The sequence below is a fragment of the Xanthobacter sp. SG618 genome (assembly GCF_012932745.1).
GTDB lineage: Bacteria > Pseudomonadota > Alphaproteobacteria > Rhizobiales > Xanthobacteraceae > Xanthobacter > Xanthobacter flavus.
Genome location: NZ_JABBHL010000001.1, coordinates 410,520 through 430,434 on the forward strand (window position 1 = coordinate 410,520; position 19,915 = coordinate 430,434).

Here is a 19,915-nt window from a genome sequence, read left to right on the forward strand (position 1 = left end):
AAAACGCCGCCTGCCCCGGCAGGGACAGGCGGCAGCCTTGGTGTCGTCCCCGGCGAACCGGGGCGGTTCAGTGCCCCAGCACCGCCAGCAGCAGCAGCGCGACGATGTTGGTGATCTTGATCATCGGGTTCACGGCGGGTCCCGCCGTGTCCTTGTAGGGATCGCCCACGGTGTCGCCGGTGACGGAGGCCTTGTGGGCTTCAGAGCCCTTCATGTGGCGCACGCCATCCTTGTCCACGAAGCCGTCCTCGAACGACTTCTTGGCATTGTCCCAGGCGCCGCCGCCCGAGGTCATGGAGATGGCGACGAACAGGCCGGTGACGATGACACCGAGCAGCATCGCGCCCACCGCCGAGAAGGCCGCCGACTTGCCCGCCACGCCGCCGCCCGCCACGAAGTAGATGACGAAATAGACGACGATGGGCGAGAGCACCGGTAGCAGCGAGGGGATGATCATCTCCTTGATCGCTGCCTTGGTCAGCATGTCCACGGCGCGGGAATAGTCCGGCTTCTCAGTGCCGGCCATGATGCCCGGCTTCTCGCGGAACTGCCGGCGCACCTCTTCCACGATGGCGCCGGCCGCGCGGCCCACGGCTGTCATGCCCATGGCGCCGAAGAGATAGGGCAGCAGGCCGCCGAACAGCAGGCCGACCACCACATAGGGGTTCTCCAGCGAGAAGTTGGGCGCGACCCCCGCGAAGTAGGAGCCCGGCGCCGCCTGCGAGATGAAGAACTTGAGGTCCTGGTTGTAGGCGGCGAACAGCACCAGCGCGCCGAGGCCGGCGGAGCCGATGGCGTAGCCCTTCGTCACCGCCTTGGTGGTGTTGCCCACCGCGTCGAGGGCGTCGGTGGACTGGCGCACCTCCTTGGGCAGGCCCGCCATCTCGGCGATGCCGCCGGCATTGTCCGTCACCGGGCCGAAGGCATCGAGGGCCACGATCATGCCAGCGACGCCGAGCATGGTGGTGGCGGCGATGGCGATGCCGAACAGGCCGGCAAGGCCGTAGGCGCACAGGATGCCGGCGATGATGACGAGGGTCGGGAGCGCCGTCGATTCCAGCGAGACGGCGAGGCCCTGGATGATGTTGGTGCCGTGCCCGGTGACCGAGGCCTGGGCGATGGACACGACCGGGCGATAGCCGGTGCCGGTGTAGTATTCGGTGATGACGACGATGGCGCCGGTCACCGCGAGGCCGACGAGGCCGCTGAGGAACAGCGCCGTGCCGGTATAGCCGGCCCCCTGGATCGGCCCGAACCCGGGCAGCAGCCAGGTCACCACCGCCAGCGCGATGACGGAGAAGCCCGCCGTCGCCATGAGGCCCTTGTAGAGCGCGCCCATGATGGAGGAGTTCGCCCCCAGCCGCACGAAATAGGTGCCGGCGATGGAGGTGAGGATGCACGCGCCGCCGATGGCCAGCGGATAGACGATCATGGTGGCGAGCGTCGCCGGGTTCGCGGCGAAGAAGATGGCCGCGAGCACCATGGTGGCGACCACCGTCACCGCATAGGTCTCGAACAGGTCGGCCGCCATGCCGGCGCAGTCGCCGACATTGTCGCCCACGTTGTCGGCGATGGTGGCCGGGTTGCGCGGGTCGTCCTCGGGAATGCCGGCTTCCACCTTGCCGACGAGGTCGCCGCCCACGTCCGCGCCCTTGGTGAAGATGCCGCCGCCGAGACGGGCGAAGATGGAGATGAGCGAGGCACCGAAGCCCAGCGCCACCAGCGCGTCCACCACCGTGCGGCTGTTCGGCGCGAAGCCGAGGAAGCCGGTGAGGACGAGGAAGTAGACGCTGACGCCGAGCAGCGCGAGGCCGGCCACCAGAAGGCCGGTGACCGCGCCCGCCTTGAAGGCGAGGTCGAGGCCGCCGGCCAGCGAGAGCGTCGCAGCCTGCGCGGTGCGCACGTTGGCGCGTACCGAGACGTTCATGCCGATGAAGCCGGCAAGGCCGGAGAGAATGGCGCCCAGCGCGAAGCCGATGGCCACCAGCCAGCCGAGGAACACGCCCACGAGGACGAAGATGACCGCACCGACGACGCCGATGGTGGCGTATTGCCGGCGCAAATAGGCCTGCGCGCCTTCAGCGATGGCGGACGCGATCTCCTGCATCCTGGCGGTTCCCGGGTCCGCCTCCATCAACCCTTTGATCGTCCATACGCCGTACGCCACGGCCAAGAGGCCGCAGACGATGATGAGCACCAGAGCCAGCATCTATCCCACCCTCACTACGTTTCCTGCCAATTATGTTTATGGGCGGAGTGTGAGGGGTGCCGTGGGCCATCGCAAGGGGCGTTTGGGCAAAGCGTCGCACCTTGGGGCGGTTTCATGAGACCGTCGCACAATTGCCCCGGACGCATGGAGCGCAGCGGAATGTGATCCGGGACCCCGCGCAAAGCTTCGCCGAAGGCGGCTCCAGCGGGGAGACCTTCAGGCCTTGCCGGCTTCGCCGTCATTTCCCCTGTACCCCGGATCGGCGCTCCGGCCTGCCGTCGCTGGTCCGGGGAACGCGACCCTCACCGAGTGGGCGGGGTTCCGGTCGAATCGCGGAATTCGAAGATCTTGCGCAGGAAGCCCGGCGCCACGGCCGAGATGGGGTTGATGCGCAGAGTCGGTCCCGTGGACAGCGGGCCGACGACCTCGAAGGTCACGCCCACCAGGCCCTCATTGGGTCCCCCGCCGAGGAACAGGCCGATGACCGGCAGCTTGGAGAATATGTTGTTGAGCGCGTAGGCCGGCACGAAGGTGCCGCGCATGTTGATGCGGTCGGCGGCGAAATCCAGCGAGCCGTCGAAGGTGGCACCCACCGAGGGGCCCCAGATGGCGCCTTCCTTGAAGACGATCTTGCCGGTCGAGCGGGAGAACTGGGCCTGCGCCTTCTCGAAGGCGGCGGTGCCGTTCTCGATGCGGCCGGAGCTGTCGCGGGCAGCGCTGGAGAGGCGTTCGAGGCCGGGCTCGCCCTTGATGGAGAAGTCGCTGAGGTGCAGCACGCCTTCCTGCGGCGTGTTGTCGCTGCGCGGGGGATCAACCACCAGCCACGCCTCACCGCCCTGCATCTTGGCGTAGATGTCCAGGAAGCGGAACAGCGCGCCGGCATCCGAGGTGGTGACCTGCAGCGCCCGCTCGCGCCCCTGCCAGGTGCGCATCTCGCCGGCCACCGTGCCGTCCCGGCCCGTCTTGGCGGTGAGGGTGAAATCCCGCATCTCGACGCCGCGCCGCGTGGTGGAGAGGTCGAACTGGCGCAGCACCTCGCCATTATTGCCGGTGAGCGCGCCGATGCGGGCCTCCACGTCCACGTCCTGCGACTTGCGCTTGTCCGTGGGCGGGCCGCTGACGAGGCTCTTCATGATGCCGCGGGCGTCCATCACCTCGCCGGTGATGCGGATCTTCAACACCGAGCCGACGCGCTCCGCCTTGGCCGACGCCTTGTCGCCGTCGGAGAGCTGGAAGGTCGGGAAGGCCGCGCCCAAAAGCTCGCCGTTGTCGGACAGTTCGATGTTGCCCTTGAGCAGGGTGCCCGAGCCGTCGATCACCATGTCGTCGAGGCGGACGGAGTTGCCCTTGTCGTTCACCGTGAAGCGGGCCTTGAGCGGCTTGCCGGCGGGCTTGCTGAGGCCGGGAATGAGATCGGCGATCCGCGCCTGGGTCAGGTCGCCTTCGATGCTCGCCCGGGTGTCCTTGTTGTTGGTGGTGCCCACCAGCCGAACGGTCACGGGACCGCTGACGCCGGGAATGTCCACGCCCAGCTTGCCGCGGGCGGCATCGTCGAGGGTGGCGGAGACGCGGATGTCCGAATCGGCCGCGTCCTTCTTCTTCTCGTACTCGAAGGCGAGCGGCGCTCCGGCGAGCTTGCCCTCGCCGCGCAGGACGATGCCGGCGGGCGAGGCGAAGGCCTTCACCGTCGCGCCCTCCAGCCTTTGGCCGCGGAACACCTTGTCCACGCCGAAGTCGGTGAGGTTCGCCTCCAGCGAATAGTCGAGATCCTCCGGCAGCGGCACCTTGCGGAAGATCATGTTCACCTGCAGCAGCGCCGAGAGCCGGCCGCGCGTGGTGGAGGGATCGAAGGCGGTGCCCTGGGGCCCCTTCAGCGGCTCCATGCCCAGCACCTCGATGCCAGCGTCGGCGGGGCCGTTGAAATTCACCCGGATCTGCGCGGAGGGCTCGCGCGGGAAATAATCGGGAATCAGCATCACCCCGTCGCTCACCGCAATCTTGCGGTTCTGCGGCGTCACCACCGTGCCGTCGGGCATGGTGATGCGCACCGAGCGGCCGGTGACGAGGATGGCGAGGCTGGAATTGGTGATGGGCGGCAGGCCCTTCACCGGCCGGATCGTCACGCCCTTGCCGGTGATGGTGAAGCGCACGCCGTCCTCGGGGAGCGGCACCTGCTTCTGGCCGATGAGGTCGAGCGGCAGTTTCACCGCGACCGAGATGCCTTCCGCCGTGCCGCCGGAGACGTTCTCCACCGCGAACTGGCGGGCGGGCGGCGCGATGTTCACCGGCCAGAATCGCTTAACCGTCGCCACCGGCATGGACGAGGCGACGCCATCGAACTTCAGGTAGGGAATGGGCACGCCGAAATCGAACAAGGCGGTGAAGCTGAAGCTCGCGGTGGAGGCGCCCAGCAGGCCCTGGTCCACCACGATCTGGCGGCTCGGCGGATCGAACCGGCCGGACACGTCCACCTTGGTGATGACGAGCGGGGGCTCGGGCATCTCCGGGCCCTGAAACACGATCTGCTTCGGCCCCATCTGGAACGGCCAGGGCTCCTGCGCCTTGGCCGGCACGTGGATTTCGCCCGCCAATTCGATGAGATTCTGGCTCTTCACCGCCTCGATGGGGGCGACCACGATCACCCGGCGCGCCACATCCAGCTTGGCCACAATGCGGGCGCGGTCGATGACGAAGCGCTCTTCCGGGTCCTCGCCGCTGCCCAGCGCGCCGGCGCCGAGGTCGAGGCTCGCATCCGCGGACGTGAGCGCGCCGTCGAGGGCAACGCGCGCGGAGAAGGAGGCGTTGAGCGGGGTGTCGATATAGAAGCGTCGCTGGTCCTGCACGAAGGCGTGCAGCAGATCGCGGGTCGAGACGTTCCGGATGGACACGTCGATGCCGCGTTGGCCATCCTGGGCGGGGCTGACGCGGGCGACGGCGGTCGCGACGCCCTGCGGCGACTGGGTGGTGAAGGTCAGCTCCGCGCCGCCCCCGCGCGGACGCGCCAGCCGGACGCTCATGTGCTGGAAGACGATACGGCGGCCGGCCCCCTCGTTCTCTACGATCACCGTGCCGTCCTTGAGGCCCACGTCCGCCAGGGCACCGCCATCGAAACCAGCGGTTTCGAGGTCCGCCATCCAACGGGTGAGCGCGACAGGCTTCAGCGGATCGATATCGCCGGCGGAGGCCGCATCGGCCGCAGCCGGTGCCGTCTGCTCGGGCGCGGCGGCCGGAGTGGCGGAAGGCGTAGCGGCGGGATTTGCCCCGGTGCGGGGGGATGGGCCGGCCGGAATGGCTTTCGCGCCTCGGCCGGTGGCCACCGCCACCTGTCCGGTGGGGGCGATGCGCACGGTCATTTCCGCGCCCACCAGATCGATGCGCCGTGCCTTCGGCATGAGCGACAGGATGGAGCCTTCCAGCTCCACCTCGGCGCTCGGCGCGCTGGCGACCAGCTGGCCGTCGGGGCCGGTGACGCGAATATCGTGTACCACCACGACGGTCGCACCGTGGCCGACCGTCTCCATGGTTGTCGCGCCGATGCTCACCTTGTGGCCGCCGCCGATACGCTCTTCCAGCGCCCGCTCAATATAGGGCGTGGCGAGGTTGGCGGTGACCATGCCGGTGGCAATGAGCACGTAGAGGGTGACGGCGGCGACGCCGCCGAGGGCGATCAGGACGAGGCACAGGCCGGTAAACAGGCGCGCGGCACGGCTGCGCGGGGTCAGCGCACCGACAATGCCCCGGAAGCGGGACCGCTTAGGCTCGCGCCGCGCCCCCGCCGGCCTCTCCTGCCGAAACTCCATTCCGTCTGGACCTTCCCTCTACCGCTTCGGCCGTTCCCGGCCGTTCGTCCGCAACCCGGTGATGGTCCCGCGGTGCCCTCCGGATTGCGCTTCGATTCGCCTCCGGCCCGCAAGAAATGACCCTAACCTGCTCTCGTCTCGTAAAGATGAGGTGGATCAACTCCCTCGATGATACCATCTGGCCCAAGAAGGCGGCCATCTTGTGGGCTTGCATTTGAGCAGCCCCGTATGGCGCCGAACACGTCGAAAGGAAGGCGGAATGTCCAGTTTCCCGGAGGTTGGCGCCAAGGCGCCTGCTTTCTCGCTCACCCGTGATGGGGGCGGTACCGTTTCTTTGAAGGATTTCAAGGGCCGCAAGCTGGTGGTCTATTTCTACCCCAAGGCTGACACGCCCGGCTGCACCAAGGAAGCCATTGCCTTCAACGGCCTGAAGGCGGAGTTCGCCGCGGCCGACACCGACATCCTCGGCGTCTCCGCCGACCAGGTGAAGGCGCAGGACAAGTTCCGCGACAAGTACAGCCTGGGCTTCGCGCTGGGCTCCGACCCCGACAAGGCCATGCTCGAGGCCTATGGCGTGTGGGTGGAAAAAAGCATGTACGGGCGCAAGTACATGGGCATCGAGCGCGCCACGATCCTCATCGGCCGCGACGGCAAGGTGGCGAAGACCTGGCCCAAGGTGAAGGTGGACGGCCACGCCGCCGATGTCCTGAAGGCCGCCCAAGAGCTGGGCTGAGCCTGGCTCAGAGCAAGGAGCCCGCCGGGCCTGCCCCTACTGCGCCGCCTGCACGTTCTGCGGCAGGATGAAGGGGCCGGGCGGGGCCACCCCGATTCGCAGGCGGATGCCGAAGGCGTCCGCCAGCACCGGCTCGGTCAGCACCTCCGCCACCGGACCCGCCGCACGGACCCGCCCTCCCGCCAGCACCACGATCTCGTTGGCCACCATGGCGGCGAGGTTGAGGTCATGCAGCACCGCCAGCACGCCCCCGCCCGCATCTGCATGGGCGCGGGCGATGTTCAGCACGGTGAGCTGGTGGGCGAGGTCGAGGCTGGCGGTGGGCTCGTCGAGGAAGAGATAGCCCGGCGCGTCGGGCTTGCCTGCGTCCAGCTGGGCGAGGATGCGGGCGAGTTGCACCCGCTGCCGCTCGCCCCCTGACAGGCTGTCATAGCGCCGGTCGGCGAAGCCGGGCAGGTCCACCCGCGCCAGCAGGCGCAGGATGCGGGCGCGATCATGCCCCTCCCCGGCCATGAGGCCGGCGGTGATGACCTCGGCGGCGGTGAACGGAAAGGCCACCTCCGCCGCCTGCGGCAGCACCGCCCGGCGCCGCGCCAGCTCCAGCGGTCGCATGTCGTGGATGGAAACGCCGTCCAGCGTCACCTGCCCGGTGGCGAGCCGGTGCTCGCCGGACATGGCCTTGAGCAGGGTCGACTTGCCGGCGCCGTTCGGCCCCACCAGCACTGTGACGCGCCCCGGCCGCACGGTGATGCTCGCGCCATCCACGAGGCGGCGGCTGGAGGCGGTGACGGTGACAGTCTCTGCGCGATACATGTTCACCCCACGAACGCCCGGCGCTTCAGCAGCAGCCACAGGAAGAAGGGCGCGCCGACCAGTGCAGTCACGACGCCCAGCGGCAGTTCGGCCGGAGCGGCGATCATGCGGGCGAGAATATCTGCGCCGAGCAGCACCGCCGCCCCGAGCAAGGCCGAGGCCGGCACCAGCGCGCGGTGGGATGGCCCGATCACCAGCCGCGCGAGATGCGGCACCACCAGCCCGACGAAACCGACGACACCCGTCGCCGCCACGGCCGCCCCCACCCCCGCCGCGACGGCGACAACGGCGGTGCGCTTCAGCCGCTCCACCGAGACGCCGGCGTGAAACGCCTCCGCCTCGCCCAGCGCCAGCGCATCGAGCCCCCGCGCAAGGCCGACGGCGATGGCGAGAAGGCCCAGCACGAAGGGCGCGGCGAGCGCCGCCTTCATCCAGGTGGCGCCGCCGAGACTGCCGAGGGTCCAGAACAGGAAATCCCGCGTCTGCTGTTCGGAGGCGAGGAACACCATCACCCCCGTGCCGGCGCTGGCCAGCGCCCCGAGGGCCAGGCCGGCGAAGAGAAGCGTCGCCACGGAGGTGCGCCCGTCATGCTCCGCGAGCCGCGCGATGACGAGGGTGGTCACCAGCCCGCCCGCGAAGGCGGCGAGCGGCAGCCCCACCACCTGCAGCGGCTGCGGCAACAATGCGAGGAGCGGCGCGCCGAACACGACGAAGGCCACCGCCGCCAGCGCCGCCCCCGGCGCCACGCCGACAAGGCTGGGATCGGCGAGCGGATTGCGGAACACGCCCTGCATCAGCGCCCCCGCCACGGCCATGCCCGAGCCGGCCAGCGCACCGACGATAGCGCGGGGCAGGCGCACATCCAGAACCACGATGCGCTCGCGCAATGAACCGGCCGGCGCCGCGCCGGTGATCCAGTCCCACAGCACGGCGAACACCCGGCCGGGGGCGATGGTGAACGGGCCGATGGCGAGCGCGCCGACGAAGGCCGCAACCGCCAGCACCGCGAACAGGGTGAGCCCCGCCGTCACCGGACGCCCGCGCGTTCCCGCCTCCGCCGTGGCCATGGCAACGCCATCCATGCTCATTGGTCCGGCTCCGCGCTCCAGGACCGGGCCGGCAGCTCCGGCAGCTTCGCGCCCGGGTGCAGCGCCGCCGCGAGATCGCGCGCCGCGCGCGGCGTGCGGGGGCCGAAGCCGAGCAGATAGGAGCCGGGCAGCGCCACGAGGCGCTTGTCCCGCGCGGCGGGCGTTCCGGCGAAGGCGGGCAGAGCGAAGACGGTGGCGGCGTCGAGCACCTGCCCGCCGCCGCGCATCACCACCACCGCCTCCGGCTCCGCCGACATGGCGGCCTCGTCCAGCGCCGGCTTGAAGCCCTTGATCTGCGCCATGGCGTTGGTGAGGCCCGCGAGCTTCAGGATGGCATCGGCACTGGTATCCGAGCCGCCCACCACCGCCGCCCCGCCCGAGGCGGACAGCACGAACACCGCGCGAGGTCGCTCCGGCAGCGCCTTCACCATGGCATCGAGCGCGGCGAAATCGTCCGACACCTCGGCTGCGAGCGCCCTGCCCTTTTCCTCCGCGCCCACCGCCTTCGCCACCGCCGCGATCTTGCGCAGCACGGCCTCCCTGTCGTGCCCGTCCGGGATGACGACCACCGGCACAGAAGCCTGCTTCAGCACCTCCATGGTGGAGGGCGGCCCGGCGCCTTCCATGGCGAGGATCAGCGTCGGTCCCACCGAGAGCACGCCCTCCGGCGACAATGCGCGCGCATAGCCCACATCCGGCAGGCGGCGGGCGGCGGCCGGATAGCGGCTGGTCTGGTCCACCGCCACCACGCGATCGCCGAGGCCGAGCGCAAACAGGATCTCGGTCACCGCGCCGCCGATGGAGACGATCCGCGGCTGCGTTGCCCCTTGCGGCTGGGCCGCCGCGCCCCGTGGCACCAAGCCGGTTACGGCAACAAGGACAGCGACGGCCGCACCAAGGACGGCAAGACGCGCCGCACGGCGGCACGCGCGGATAGCTTTCTGAGGCCGGAACAACATGGAATTAGAGCAACTCCATTTTCGAATGGCGAGTCTTCACGAGGACGATTCGCCTTTCTTTTATTTATTCCAATATCGATCGATCACGCCTTTACGTGCCGGACACGCAACAGTCTCTGACGTTATTTCAGTTCATTGGCAAGTTGGATGTATTCTTCTTGACGCTCCCGTGGCGCAACGGTAGCCAAATCGTGTCAGGCAACACGCCTGCGGCCCGCCACGTCCCCGGCTTCCGGATCGACGCCAGCCAGCCTCCGAACATCAGCCGGGGAGAAGATCATGGCGGGAGAACCGCAGCGCATGGCCGTGTTCAAGGGCGAAGGACATCGCCGCGGGAAAGAGGCGCTGCTCGCGGGCGTGGCTCTCTGTGCCGTCCTGATGGCCACGCCGCTGCGCGCCCAGAGCGCGCCGGATGCCGGCCCGACCGACGACACGACTGCCATCTCCCTCGACACCATCACGGTGGCCGCCAGCCTCACGGAAGAGCGCGCCATCGACGCGCTCGCCGCGATCAGCGTGGTGCGGCCGGACGATCTCGAACAGCTGATGCCGTCGCGCACGCAGGACGTGTTCTTCGGCATGCCGGGCACCACCGTCATCCAGAACGGCAATTCCACGCAGGCTTCCATCAATATCCGCGGCATGGAGGATTACGGCCGCGTTGCGGTGTTCATCGACGGCGCGCGGCAGAACTTCACCCAGCTGGGCCACGGCACCGGCGCCGGTTCCTTCTTCCTGGAGCCCGGACTTCTGGCGGACGTGGACGTGGTGCGCGGCCCGGTGGCCAACATCTACGGCTCCGGCGCCATCGGCGGCGTGGTGACCTTCCGCACCAAGGACGCCAACGACATCATCAAGCCCAGCCAGACCTGGGGTGTGGAATCCGCCGGTGAGTTCGGCTCCAACGGGCCGATGGGCTACGGCGCCCTGTTCGCGGCGGCGAAAGTGAACCCGAACATCGACCTGTTCTTCGGCGGCACCTACCGCTCGCAGGGCGACTATACGGACGGCGACGGCAACGTGGTGCCCGGCACCGGCTCCGACATCTGGACCGGCGTCGCCAAGCTGACCTTCCGGCCGGCGGACCATCACGAGGTGAAGATCACCGGCATCAATTACAGCGCCGATTACACCACCTACAACGCCGCGCTGGTGAACAACGAGATTCCCTCCGGCTCCACCCAGTACGGCACAACCGTTCTCAACCAGACCCTGACGGCGAGCTGGAACTACACCAACCCCGACGACAACATTTTCGACTGGCGCAGCCAGATCTACTGGAACCGGGTGAAGCAGGATCAGCTGAAGGTGGCGGGCACGCCCAGCTCCATCACCGGCTCGGTCGGCGATCCCCGCTATTTCACCATCGACACCCTGGGCTTCGACATCAACAACACCTCGCGCTTCACCTTCGCCGACATCCGCAACGCCATCACCATCGGTGGCGACTATTTCCACGATGACGTGGACAACGTGGACAATTACGGCTTCGGCGACGGCTACAACCCGTCCGGCGAGCGTGGCGTGGGCGGCGCCTTCATCCAGTGGAAGGCCAATTATTCCACCTGGTTCGAGGCCATCGGCGCGCTGCGCTACGACACCTACAATCTGAGCGGCGACGGCGTTTCCACCAGCGGCGACCACCTCTCGCCCAAGATCACGGTGGGCCTGACGCCGTGGCAGTGGGTGACGCTCTACGGCACCTTCGCGGAAGGATATCGCGCGCCCGCCGTCACCGAGACGCTGGTGAACGGCGCGCACCCGCCGAACATCCCGCTGGTCTTCTGCCCGGATGGCAGCTTCGGCGTGTTCTGCTTCGTGCCGAACCCCTATCTCAAGCCGGAAATTGGCAAGAACAAGGAAATCGGTCTCAATCTCCGGTTCGACGACATCTTCACCAAGGGCGACAAGTTCCGCGCCAAGGCCAACGTCTACCAGAACGATGTGGAGGATTACATCGAGCTGGTCGGCTACGACAAGACGCCGTTCGGCACCTATGCCAACTACCAGTACCAGAACATCGCCAACGCCCGCCTGCGCGGCTTCGAGTTCGAGAGCAATTACGACGCCGGCGTCTGGTTCGCGGGCTTCAACGCCACCGTGTCCGAGGGCGAGAACACCAACAACGGCCAGCCCCTCGCCAACGTGATGCCCAACACCATCGCCACCACGCTGGGCGCGCGCTTCTTCGACAACAAGCTCACCGTCTCGGTGCGCTGGCAGTGGGTGGCGGCCAAGACCGCGGCTGACCTGCCCGCCGATTCCCCCTACGAGCCGACGCCGAGCTTCAACCTCGTGAACGTCTATCTCGGCTACCAGCAGGATCCGAACGTGCTCGCCCAGCTCTCCGTTGAGAACCTCTTCAACGAGCAGTACGTTCAGTACCAGCAGTTCCTGCCGAGCGCTGGCATCACCGCGAAGGCCGGCCTCAAGTTCAAGATCGGCGCCGACACCATCGCGGCGGCGACGCCCTATCCGGTGAAATAGGCGGCCACCAGCCCATCCCATTGCAACACGGAGTGTCGAAATGTTCATTGCCACTAACAGGTTCAAGGTGAAGCACGGGTCCGAGGCCGAGTTCGAGCGGGTCTGGCGCGAGCGCGACACCTACATTGCCGCCGTGCCCGGCTTCGTTGCCTTCGACCTGTGCCGCGGGCCGGAGAAGGAGGAATATACCCTTTACATCTCCCACACCGTCTGGGCCGGGAAGGCCGATTTCGAGGCCTGGACCAAGTCCGAGGCCTTCCGCCTCGCCCACCGCGACGCGGGTGCGTCATCCAACCGCGTGAACTATATCGGCGGTCCGGAGTTTGAAGGATTTGAGTCGGTGCTCTCGCTCACCCCCGGCGAGAAGGCGGCCTGAGGGCCCACCGACCCGAACCACGGTGTTACCTCCAGCCCGGCCGGACCGAATGTCCGCGCCGGGTTTCTTTTGCCGGGTTTCGCGGCAGGAGGAGAGGGGAGGATTGTCCGGACAAATGGGGCTCAGCGTCCGGCCTTTCCTTGCCGGCTCCGCTTGGCTACCGTCTTGGCCCTTTTCCCGGCCCCAGAGCCAACAGGATCGCGCCATGACGGCCTATTCCGACCTCGCAGCCCATTTCGACCGTGCCGCGGCGCTCGCCAACGGCATCGGCATCCTCCAGTGGGACAGCGACACCATGATGCCCAAGGGGGCCGCCTCCACCCGCGCGGAGAGCCTCGCCTTGCTGCGCGTGCTCCACCACAACATGGCGACCGACCCGCGCATCGGCGACTGGATCGCCGCGTCGGAGAGCGAAGACCTCGGCCCGTGGGAGCGCGCCAATGTGCGCGAGATCACCCGCAGCTTCACCGTGGACACGGCCGTGCCCGCCGACCTGGTGGAGGCCTCCAGCCGCGCCTCATCCCGCTGCGAGATGGCCTGGCGCAAGGCGCGGGCGGACGCCGACTTCCCGGCCCTCCTGCCCTATCTGGAGGAGGTGCTTCGGCTCCAGCGCGAGATCGGCCGGGTGAAAGGCGAGAAGCTCGGCCTCTCCCCCTACGATGCCCTGCTCAACGGCTACGAGCCCGGTGGCCGCTCGGCGCGCATCGATGCGCTGTTCGACGACCTCGCCCAGTTCCTGCCCGGCTTCACCGAGGAAGTGCTGGAGATCCAGGCTCGCCGGCCGGCGACGCCCGCGCTGGAGGGCCCTTTCGCCGTGGAGGCGCAGCGCCAGCTTGGGCTGGAGCTGATGAAGACGGTGGGCTTCGATTTCGAGCGCGGCCGGCTGGATGTCTCCGCCCATCCCTTCTGCGGCGGCGCCGACAACGACGTACGCATCACCACCCGCTACGACGAGAGCGACTTCTCCCGCGCCCTCATGGGCGTGCTGCACGAGACCGGCCACGCGCTCTATGAGCAGGGCCGCCCGCAGGACTACATCCACCAGCCGGTGGGGCAGGCGCGCTCCATGAGCATCCATGAGAGCCAGTCGCTGCTCATGGAGATGCAGGCCTGCCGCAGCCGGGAATTCCTCACCTTCGCCGCCCCGCGCATGCGCGCCGCCTTCAACGGCTCCGGCCCGGCCTGGGAGGCGGATGCCCTGTGGCGGCTCTACACCAAGGTGGAGCGCGGCTTCATCCGGGTGGATGCGGACGAGGTGACCTACCCCGCCCACGTCATCCTGCGCTACCGGCTGGAGAAGGCGCTGATCGGCGGCGAGATGAAGCTCGCCGACCTGCCCGGCGCGTGGGCCGACGGGATGAAGTCCCTGCTCGGCGTGACGCCGCCCGACGACCGGCTGGGCTGCCTCCAGGACATCCACTGGCCGGGCGGCGGCTGGGGCTATTTCCCCACCTACACGCTCGGCGCAATGACCGCCGCGCAGCTGTTCGATGCCGCCTGCCGCGCCGATCCCGGCATTTTGCCCGGCATCGCCAAGGGGGATTTCGCGCCCCTGCTGGCGTGGCTGCGCGTGAACGTGCATGGTCAGGCCTCGCTGCTGGAGACGGACGAACTGCTCACCCGCGCCACCGGGCGCCCGCTCGATGCCTCGGTGTTCAAGGCTCACCTGCGCCGGCGCTATGGCGGCGACATGGAGCATTCGGCAGCAGCCTGAAGCGCATCCCCCAAATGCAAAACGGCCGGGCAGATGCCCGGCCGTCTCGTTTTGGGATGAAGCCCGCGTCAGAGACCGGCGACGTAGCGGCTCGGGTCCACCGGGGTCGAACCCTTGCGGATTTCGAAGTGTAGCTGGGGCGAACCCACATTGCCGCTCTGGCCGGCCTTGGCCACGATCTGGCCGCGCCGCACGGTGTCGCCGCGCTTCACCGTCAGTTCGCTGTTGTTGGCATAGGCGGTCACGTAGCCATCCGCGTGCTTGATGAGCACGAGGTTGCCGTAGCCCTTCAGCTCGTTGCCGGCATAGGCCACGGTGCCGTCCTCCGCAGCGCGCACCGCAGTGCCTTCCGGCACGGCGAAGTTCACGCCGTCATTGTGGGCGCCGCCGGGCTTGGGACCGAAGGAGGCGATGACGCGTCCGCGCACCGGAGCGCGGAACTGGGGACCGGAGCCGGAAGCCCGCGGGCCATCGTCCGCATCCTCCACCGGGGTCACCTTGGCGGCCGTCTCGACCTTGGGCTCGGGCGCGGCGGACTTGGCGACCGCCTGCGTCGGGGCAGAGCCGGCGGGCTTGGCGGCAGCGGTGGCCGGGGTCGGCTTGGCGGCAGGAGCGGCAGTCAGCGCCGGAGCCGGCGCGGCGGCGACCGTGGCAGGCTTCGTCGAGCCGGGAACCTGCAGCGTGCTGGCGACCGGAGCCGCAGCGGCAAGCTGCGGCGGCTTGGCGGCGGCGGTGGTCTGGGCAGCAGCCTGCGCGGCCTTGGCCTGGGACGCGCCATTGCCGCCGGGCGGAATGATGAGCGTCTGCCCGGTGCGGACGGTGCCGCCGGCCGGGATGTTGTTGGCGATGGTCAGCGACGCCACCGAGACGTTGTACATGCGCGAAATGGAGCCGAGCGTCTCGCCGGCCACCACCACATGGGTGCCGGCCGTGGGGCCGCGGGCGGCCGGAGCCGCGGCGGGCGCAGCCGCGTAGCCGGGCGCGCCGTAGAGCGGCTGGCCCGGGCCGGTCGAGGCGTAGGAGGAGGGCTGGTAGCCGGGCGCGGCGGCCTGACCCGGCGGGGGCGCCGGCATGGCTTCCACACGGCCGGAGCCGAGGGAGCCGGTGACATCCCCGCTGCCTGCAGGCGGATAGCCCCCAGGCTGGCCCTGATAGCCCGCGACGGGGGTCCCGGCCGGCGGCTGGGGAGAGTCGGCAGAAAAGCGAAGCGTATCCGAACTACAGCCTGCGACCGTTCCGGACACGAGCCCGATCAGTGCCAGCCGCGCGAAGACGTTACGCCCGTGAGTCCCGCAGGAAGTACGCATGTGACCGAACTCGCACGCAAACATTACGGCCCGCAGTTAAGGGGCCCATGCGTAAACGGCGGCTTAAATGGCGCATCTTCGGCGTCGTCCTGCCGAACTTTCGACTCCCCCGTGACAAACCTGCAACAGGTCGGAGACCCCGACCTGCCGTTTCGTCAGTTGCCCTTGGGGGCGGTGACCACGCTGGCGCCGCTCTCGGCGGTGTCCGACACCGAGCGGCCCAGCTGGTTCACATGCTGGCCGTAGTGGGAGCGGGTGTTCTCGTCCACCACTGCAACGGGCGCGGCGATGACGAGGCCGGCGGCGGTGCCGACGGTTGCGGCGGCGTCCGAGGTGGCCTTGATGATGTGCTCGCCGACGCCGACGCGGGAGTCGGTCATGGTCTGGCCCTCCGCAAGGCGGGCGCCGATGGCCTGCACAACCTTCGGGCTCGCGGCGAACTTGCCGTGGGCCAGGGGATCGTTGGTCCTGAGCTTGGTCAGGTCCACCACGTTGATGTTGTTCTTCTCGAACTCGGTGCGGAACGGCTCCTGCTCCGGATCCACGGCGCCGACACGCGGCACGTCGCCCCAAACCCGGCGGGACACGGCGAGTGCCCTGTCATCCTGCGAGACGAAGAGGGTGAAATCCGGACGCTGGCTGGTCTTGCCGATCTCGTTGAAGAAGGTGGAGAAGACGTCGACGTCCACGTCCGGCGCCGCCAGCATCACATACTTGATCTTGGGCAGGATGCGGCCATTGCGGATCGCCATCTGCCTGAGCGCCTCCAGCGTCACGACGTTGCCCATGGAGTGGGCGAGGATCGAAATCTCGCCGACGTTCGGGTCCTTGGCCATGAAGGTGAGCAGCCGCTCGAGGGCATCCCGCGAGAAGGACGTGCTTTCGCGGTCATAGCCGTAGGCGAGCAGGCTGCCGCGCGAGGGCCAGGTGAACAGCACCGGCGTCACCGGCGCCCCGGAATCGTGGATGATCTGGGCGAAGCGGAACACCGCATCGTCGAAGCGCTGGTTGTAGCCGTGCACGAACACCAGCGCTTGCCGGCCGGGTGTGCGGTTGATGCGGTTGTGGAACCACGTGATCGCCTGATCCTGCGTCAGGTCGTCGAGCTTGGTGGTGACGAAGTCCGTCGCTGGGTTACCGGGAATGCTCCGTGGCCACTGCACGTCGCCGATCTTGCGGGCGCCGGCGGGCGGAATGGAGACCTCGATCTCGGCATAGCTCGGCGTGCGGGCGCGCTCGCCGTTGAAGATGTCCGGGCCATCGGACCGCTCACGGACGGTAGCGACGACCATGTCCACGCGGGACGTGCCGGGAACCGCATCGGGCACGGGAATGAGCGCGCCATCAGGGCGCCCGGCGCAGCCTGTCAGCAGGCCGAACAGCAGCGCACACGCCAGAACATGCCGCCCACGGCCGGAAACGACCTTCAATTCTTGATCCCCCGGAACGCAACTCCCGATCCGATAGACGAGGGCTCGCGCCCCCGCAACGGGCGTCGGCACCACGACACCGTGAAAGCGCTGCTTTCGCTCAGAGTGTGGCCGCCGCGCCCGGAACGAGCGGTACAAAGCGCACCTTCATCAGGTCGGTGCGGCTGCGGCCGGACTGCTCCTTGACGATGCGAACCAGCGTCTGCACCTCCTCCGGCGCACCGAGGGGCGCGACGATGACGCCGCCGAGCTTGAGCTGGTCCATCAGTGCCGCGGGAATGTCGGTTGCCGCTGCGGTGACGAGGATGCGATCGAACGGCGCCCGGGCGGGCATGCCGTTCATGCCGTCTCCCACATAGGCGGTGACGTTGCGCAGGCCGAGCACCTCGAACCGCGTCTGCGCCTCGCTGACGAGGGAACGATAGCGGTCCACCGTCACCACGCGGGCGGCGAGATGGGAGAGCACGGCGGCCTGGTAGCCGGAGCCGGTGCCCACCTCCAGCACGGTCTGGTCGGCGGTGACGCCGAGGGCTTCCGTCATGGCGGCGACGAGGCTCGGCTGCGACATGGTCTGGCCGCAGGCGATGGGCAGCGCCACGTCGTCATAGGCGTGGCGGCGCATCATGGGATCCACGAACAGCGGCCGCGGCACAAGCTCGATGGCGCGCAGCACCGCGAGATCCCTGATCCCACGCTGGCGCAGCCGGAGGATGAAGGCCGCACGTTCCGCCTGCTCGCCGTCGCCCTCGCCGGTACTCATTCCGGTGTCCATCTCCGCCTAACTGTTGAAACCTATAGCAGATTGCCGCCGATCTCCAGCCGGTGCCTTTCCACCATCTTCCCATCCGGCGCGCCCTGCCCCGGCTTGCGCCGCAACGGCCGATCGGACACCCTCGCGCCGCCATGCGCCCCGATGTCCTGTCCCCCCTCTTCGCGCCGCTCGACAGCCTCTCCGGCATCGGCCCCAAGCTGATGAAGCCGTATGCGCGCCTGCTGGGTCGGGACATGCCGCGGGTGATCGACCTTCTGTTCCACATGCCGTCCGGCTTCGTGGACCGCCGCGCCCGCCCCCTGCTCGCGGAAGCCATTCCCGAGACCGACGTGACGGTGGAAGTGACGGTGGATGCCCACCAGCCGCCCCCGCCCGGCAGCCGGGCGCCGCACCGCACCTATGTCTCCGATGCCAGCGGCGACATGGTCGTGGTGCATTTCAAGATTGAGCCCGCGCGCATCGAGCGGATGCTGCCCGTGGGGTCAAAGCGCTGGCTGTGTGGCCGCATCTCCCTCTATGACGGGATGCGGCAGATGACCCATCCCGACCGCATCCTCGATGCCGCTGGGGTCGAGCGGCTGCCGGCGGTGGAACAGGTCTATCCGCTGGTGGAGGGCCTCGCCTCCGGCCATCTGCGCCGGGCCATCGAGGCCGCCCTCCAGCGCGTGCCGGATCTGCCCGAGTGGATCCCGGACGAACTGCGCGCCGCGCGCGGCTGGCCCTCCTTCCGCGACGCGCTGATGCGCATCCACAAGCCAGCCTCGCCGCATGAGGCGACGCCGGCCGGCGGGCCATGGCGACGGCTCGCGTTCGACGAGTTGCTGGCGCACCAGCTCACATTGGCCCTCGTGCGGGCGCAGGAGGAGAAGGCCGGCGGGCGCTCCACGGTGGGCGACGGACACATCGCCACCCGCCTCGCGGATGCCCTGCCCTTCAGGCTGACCGGCGCGCAGGAGCAGGCCATCGCCGCCATCCGGGCGGACCTCGCCGCCGACACGCGGATGCTGCGGCTGCTTCAGGGCGATGTCGGCTCCGGCAAGACGGTTGTCGCCTTGATGGCCGCCGCCACGGTGGCCGAGGCCGGCCGGCAGACGGCGCTGATGGCGCCCACCGAGATCCTCGCCCGCCAGCATCTGGAAACCATCGCCCCGTTGGCCGCGGCCGCAGGGCTCTCCACCGCCATCCTCACCGGCCGGGAAAAGGGCCGCGCCCGCGAGGCCATCCTCACGGAACTCGCCTTCGGCCGCACCGATCTCGTGATCGGCACCCATGCCCTGATTCAGGACGACGTGGTGTTCAACGACCTCGCCCTTGCGGTGGTGGACGAGCAGCACCGCTTCGGCGTCGAGCAGCGCCTGACGCTGGCGCGCAAGGGTGAGGCGGTCGACATGCTGGTGATGACGGCGACGCCCATCCCCCGCACCCTCGTCCTCACCCTGTTCGGCGACATGGACTCCAGCGAGCTGCGCGAGAAGCCTCCGGGCCGGCAGGCCATCGACACCCGCGCCTTGCCCCTCGACCGGCTGGACGAGGTGGTGGCCGGGGTCGGCCGGGCATTGGCCTCCGGTGCCCGCGCCTACTGGATCTGCCCGCTGGTGGAAGAGACCGACACCTCCGACCTCGCCGCAGCGACGGAACGCTACGAGACGCTGCAATCCATCTTCGGCGCATCGGTCGGGCTGGTGCATGGCCGCATGTCCGGCGCCGCCAAGGACGAGGCCATGGGCCGCTTTGCCCGCGGCGAGACGCGGCTGCTGGTGGCCACGACCGTGATCGAGGTGGGCGTGAACGTGCCCGAGGCGACCGTGATGGTCATCGAGCACGCCGAGCGCTTCGGCCTCGCCCAGCTGCACCAGCTGCGCGGCCGCGTCGGGCGCGGGGACAAGCCGTCCGTGTGCCTGCTGCTCTACCGTCACCCGCTGGGCGAGACGGCGAAGGCGCGCCTCGCCATCCTGCGCGAGAGCCAGGACGGGTTCCGCCTCGCGGAAGAGGATCTGCGCCTGCGCGGTGAGGGCGACGTGCTGGGCACGCGGCAGAGCGGCCTGCCCGGCTTCCGGCTCGCGCGCATGGAATGGCACGGCGGCGAGGTTGAGGCTGCGCGCAACGCCGCGGCGACGCAGGTGCGGGCCGATCCCGATCTCGCTTTGCCGTCCGCGCGGGTGCTGCACACGCTGCTGCACCTGCAAGAGCGGGATGCGGCGGTGCGCTTGCTCTCCGCCGGATGAGG

General features: G+C 69.0%; 13 protein-coding genes. 5 read left to right on the top strand and 8 right to left on the bottom strand.

The window, feature by feature from the left end:
- Positions 1 to 67 precede the first annotated feature (67 nt).
- Together FHT36_RS02020 and FHT36_RS02025 are read right to left on the bottom strand one after the other, a co-directional pair.
- Positions 68 to 2,209 (bottom strand): sodium-translocating pyrophosphatase, encoded by a 2,142-nt coding sequence (locus FHT36_RS02020; RefSeq protein WP_169120683.1) that lies wholly within the window; start codon positions 2,207 to 2,209, stop codon positions 68 to 70.
- Positions 2,210 to 2,511: 302 nt separating this feature from the next.
- On the bottom strand, positions 2,512 to 6,009 hold the full coding sequence (locus FHT36_RS02025; protein WP_169120685.1) for a DUF3971 domain-containing protein: 3,498 nt from the start codon (positions 6,007 to 6,009) through the stop codon (positions 2,512 to 2,514).
- 259 nt (positions 6,010 to 6,268) lie between these two features.
- Between FHT36_RS02025 and FHT36_RS02030 the strand changes: the two genes are divergently transcribed.
- A complete protein-coding gene (locus tag FHT36_RS02030; protein WP_169120687.1) occupies positions 6,269 to 6,742 on the top strand; it encodes a peroxiredoxin in 474 nt (157 codons plus the stop codon).
- 36 nt (positions 6,743 to 6,778) lie between these two features.
- On the opposite strand, the gene FHT36_RS02035 is transcribed toward FHT36_RS02030, so the two are convergent.
- Genes FHT36_RS02035 through FHT36_RS02045 form a run of 3 tightly spaced genes read right to left on the bottom strand, consistent with a single transcriptional unit; the run spans position 6,779 to position 9,500 of the window.
- Positions 6,779 to 7,555: a heme ABC transporter ATP-binding protein gene (locus tag FHT36_RS02035; RefSeq protein WP_169120689.1), complete on the bottom strand. Its 777-nt coding sequence runs from the start codon at positions 7,553 to 7,555 to the stop codon at positions 6,779 to 6,781.
- Positions 7,556 to 7,557: 2 nt separating this feature from the next.
- On the bottom strand, positions 7,558 to 8,643 hold the full coding sequence (locus tag FHT36_RS02040) for an iron ABC transporter permease (protein ID WP_210257533.1): 1,086 nt from the start codon (positions 8,641 to 8,643) through the stop codon (positions 7,558 to 7,560).
- A complete protein-coding gene (locus FHT36_RS02045; protein WP_407077057.1) occupies positions 8,640 to 9,500 on the bottom strand; it encodes a hemin ABC transporter substrate-binding protein in 861 nt (286 codons plus the stop codon). The genes FHT36_RS02040 and FHT36_RS02045 overlap by 4 nt, the downstream gene beginning before the upstream one ends.
- Positions 9,501 to 9,881: 381 nt before the next feature.
- Here FHT36_RS02045 and FHT36_RS02050 point away from each other — a divergent pair, with 381 nt between their 5' ends.
- The 3 genes from FHT36_RS02050 (at position 9,882) to FHT36_RS02060 (ending at position 14,179) form a co-directional block, all read left to right on the top strand.
- Positions 9,882 to 12,089, top strand: coding sequence for a TonB-dependent hemoglobin/transferrin/lactoferrin family receptor (locus FHT36_RS02050; RefSeq protein WP_246701974.1), 2,208 nt, complete (start codon positions 9,882 to 9,884; stop codon positions 12,087 to 12,089).
- A gap of 40 nt (positions 12,090 to 12,129) precedes the next feature.
- Positions 12,130 to 12,465, top strand: coding sequence for an antibiotic biosynthesis monooxygenase (locus FHT36_RS02055; RefSeq protein WP_029558383.1), 336 nt, complete (start codon positions 12,130 to 12,132; stop codon positions 12,463 to 12,465).
- Positions 12,466 to 12,670: 205 nt separating this feature from the next.
- Positions 12,671 to 14,179: a carboxypeptidase M32 gene (locus tag FHT36_RS02060; protein WP_169120693.1), complete on the top strand. Its 1,509-nt coding sequence runs from the start codon at positions 12,671 to 12,673 to the stop codon at positions 14,177 to 14,179.
- A 68-nt stretch (positions 14,180 to 14,247) separates the two neighbouring features.
- On the opposite strand, the gene FHT36_RS02065 is transcribed toward FHT36_RS02060, so the two are convergent.
- The 3 genes from FHT36_RS02065 to FHT36_RS02075 form a co-directional block, all read right to left on the bottom strand.
- The gene (locus FHT36_RS02065) at positions 14,248 to 15,252 is read right to left on the bottom strand and encodes a M23 family metallopeptidase (RefSeq protein ID WP_246701975.1); all 1,005 of its coding nucleotides are present in this window, start codon (positions 15,250 to 15,252) and stop codon (positions 14,248 to 14,250) included.
- A gap of 389 nt (positions 15,253 to 15,641) precedes the next feature.
- Positions 15,642 to 16,916 carry an alpha/beta hydrolase gene (locus tag FHT36_RS02070; RefSeq protein ID WP_229644614.1) on the bottom strand — a complete coding sequence of 425 codons (1,275 nt, stop codon included), beginning with the start codon at positions 16,914 to 16,916 and terminating at the stop codon, positions 15,642 to 15,644.
- A gap of 100 nt (positions 16,917 to 17,016) precedes the next feature.
- Positions 17,017 to 17,676, bottom strand: a complete 660-nt coding sequence (locus tag FHT36_RS02075) for a protein-L-isoaspartate(D-aspartate) O-methyltransferase (RefSeq protein WP_169120697.1) — start codon at positions 17,674 to 17,676, stop codon at positions 17,017 to 17,019.
- A gap of 143 nt (positions 17,677 to 17,819) precedes the next feature.
- Between FHT36_RS02075 and recG the strand changes: the two genes are divergently transcribed.
- On the top strand, positions 17,820 to 19,913 hold the full coding sequence (gene recG, locus FHT36_RS02080; RefSeq protein ID WP_169120699.1) for an ATP-dependent DNA helicase RecG: 2,094 nt from the start codon (positions 17,820 to 17,822) through the stop codon (positions 19,911 to 19,913).
- Positions 19,914 to 19,915: the final 2 nt, after the last annotated feature.

Bases quoted from the DNA above. Each gene is read 5' to 3' on its own strand.
- FHT36_RS02020 (WP_169120683.1), bottom strand. From the start codon at position 2,209: ATGCTGGCTCTGGTGCTCATCATCGTCTGCGGCCTCTTGGCCGTGGCG.
- FHT36_RS02025 (WP_169120685.1), bottom strand. From the start codon at position 6,009: ATGGAGTTTCGGCAGGAGAGGCCGGCGGGGGCGCGGCGCGAGCCTAAG.
- FHT36_RS02030 (WP_169120687.1), top strand. From the start codon at position 6,269: ATGTCCAGTTTCCCGGAGGTTGGCGCCAAGGCGCCTGCTTTCTCGCTC.
- FHT36_RS02035 (WP_169120689.1), bottom strand. From the start codon at position 7,555: ATGTATCGCGCAGAGACTGTCACCGTCACCGCCTCCAGCCGCCGCCTC.
- FHT36_RS02040 (WP_210257533.1), bottom strand. From the start codon at position 8,643: ATGAGCATGGATGGCGTTGCCATGGCCACGGCGGAGGCGGGAACGCGC.
- FHT36_RS02050 (WP_246701974.1), top strand. From the start codon at position 9,882: ATGGCGGGAGAACCGCAGCGCATGGCCGTGTTCAAGGGCGAAGGACAT.
- FHT36_RS02055 (WP_029558383.1), top strand. From the start codon at position 12,130: ATGTTCATTGCCACTAACAGGTTCAAGGTGAAGCACGGGTCCGAGGCC.
- FHT36_RS02060 (WP_169120693.1), top strand. From the start codon at position 12,671: ATGACGGCCTATTCCGACCTCGCAGCCCATTTCGACCGTGCCGCGGCG.
- FHT36_RS02065 (WP_246701975.1), bottom strand. From the start codon at position 15,252: ATGCCGGCGCCCCCGCCGGGTCAGGCCGCCGCGCCCGGCTACCAGCCC.
- FHT36_RS02075 (WP_169120697.1), bottom strand. From the start codon at position 17,676: ATGAGTACCGGCGAGGGCGACGGCGAGCAGGCGGAACGTGCGGCCTTC.
- recG (WP_169120699.1), top strand. From the start codon at position 17,820: ATGCGCCCCGATGTCCTGTCCCCCCTCTTCGCGCCGCTCGACAGCCTC.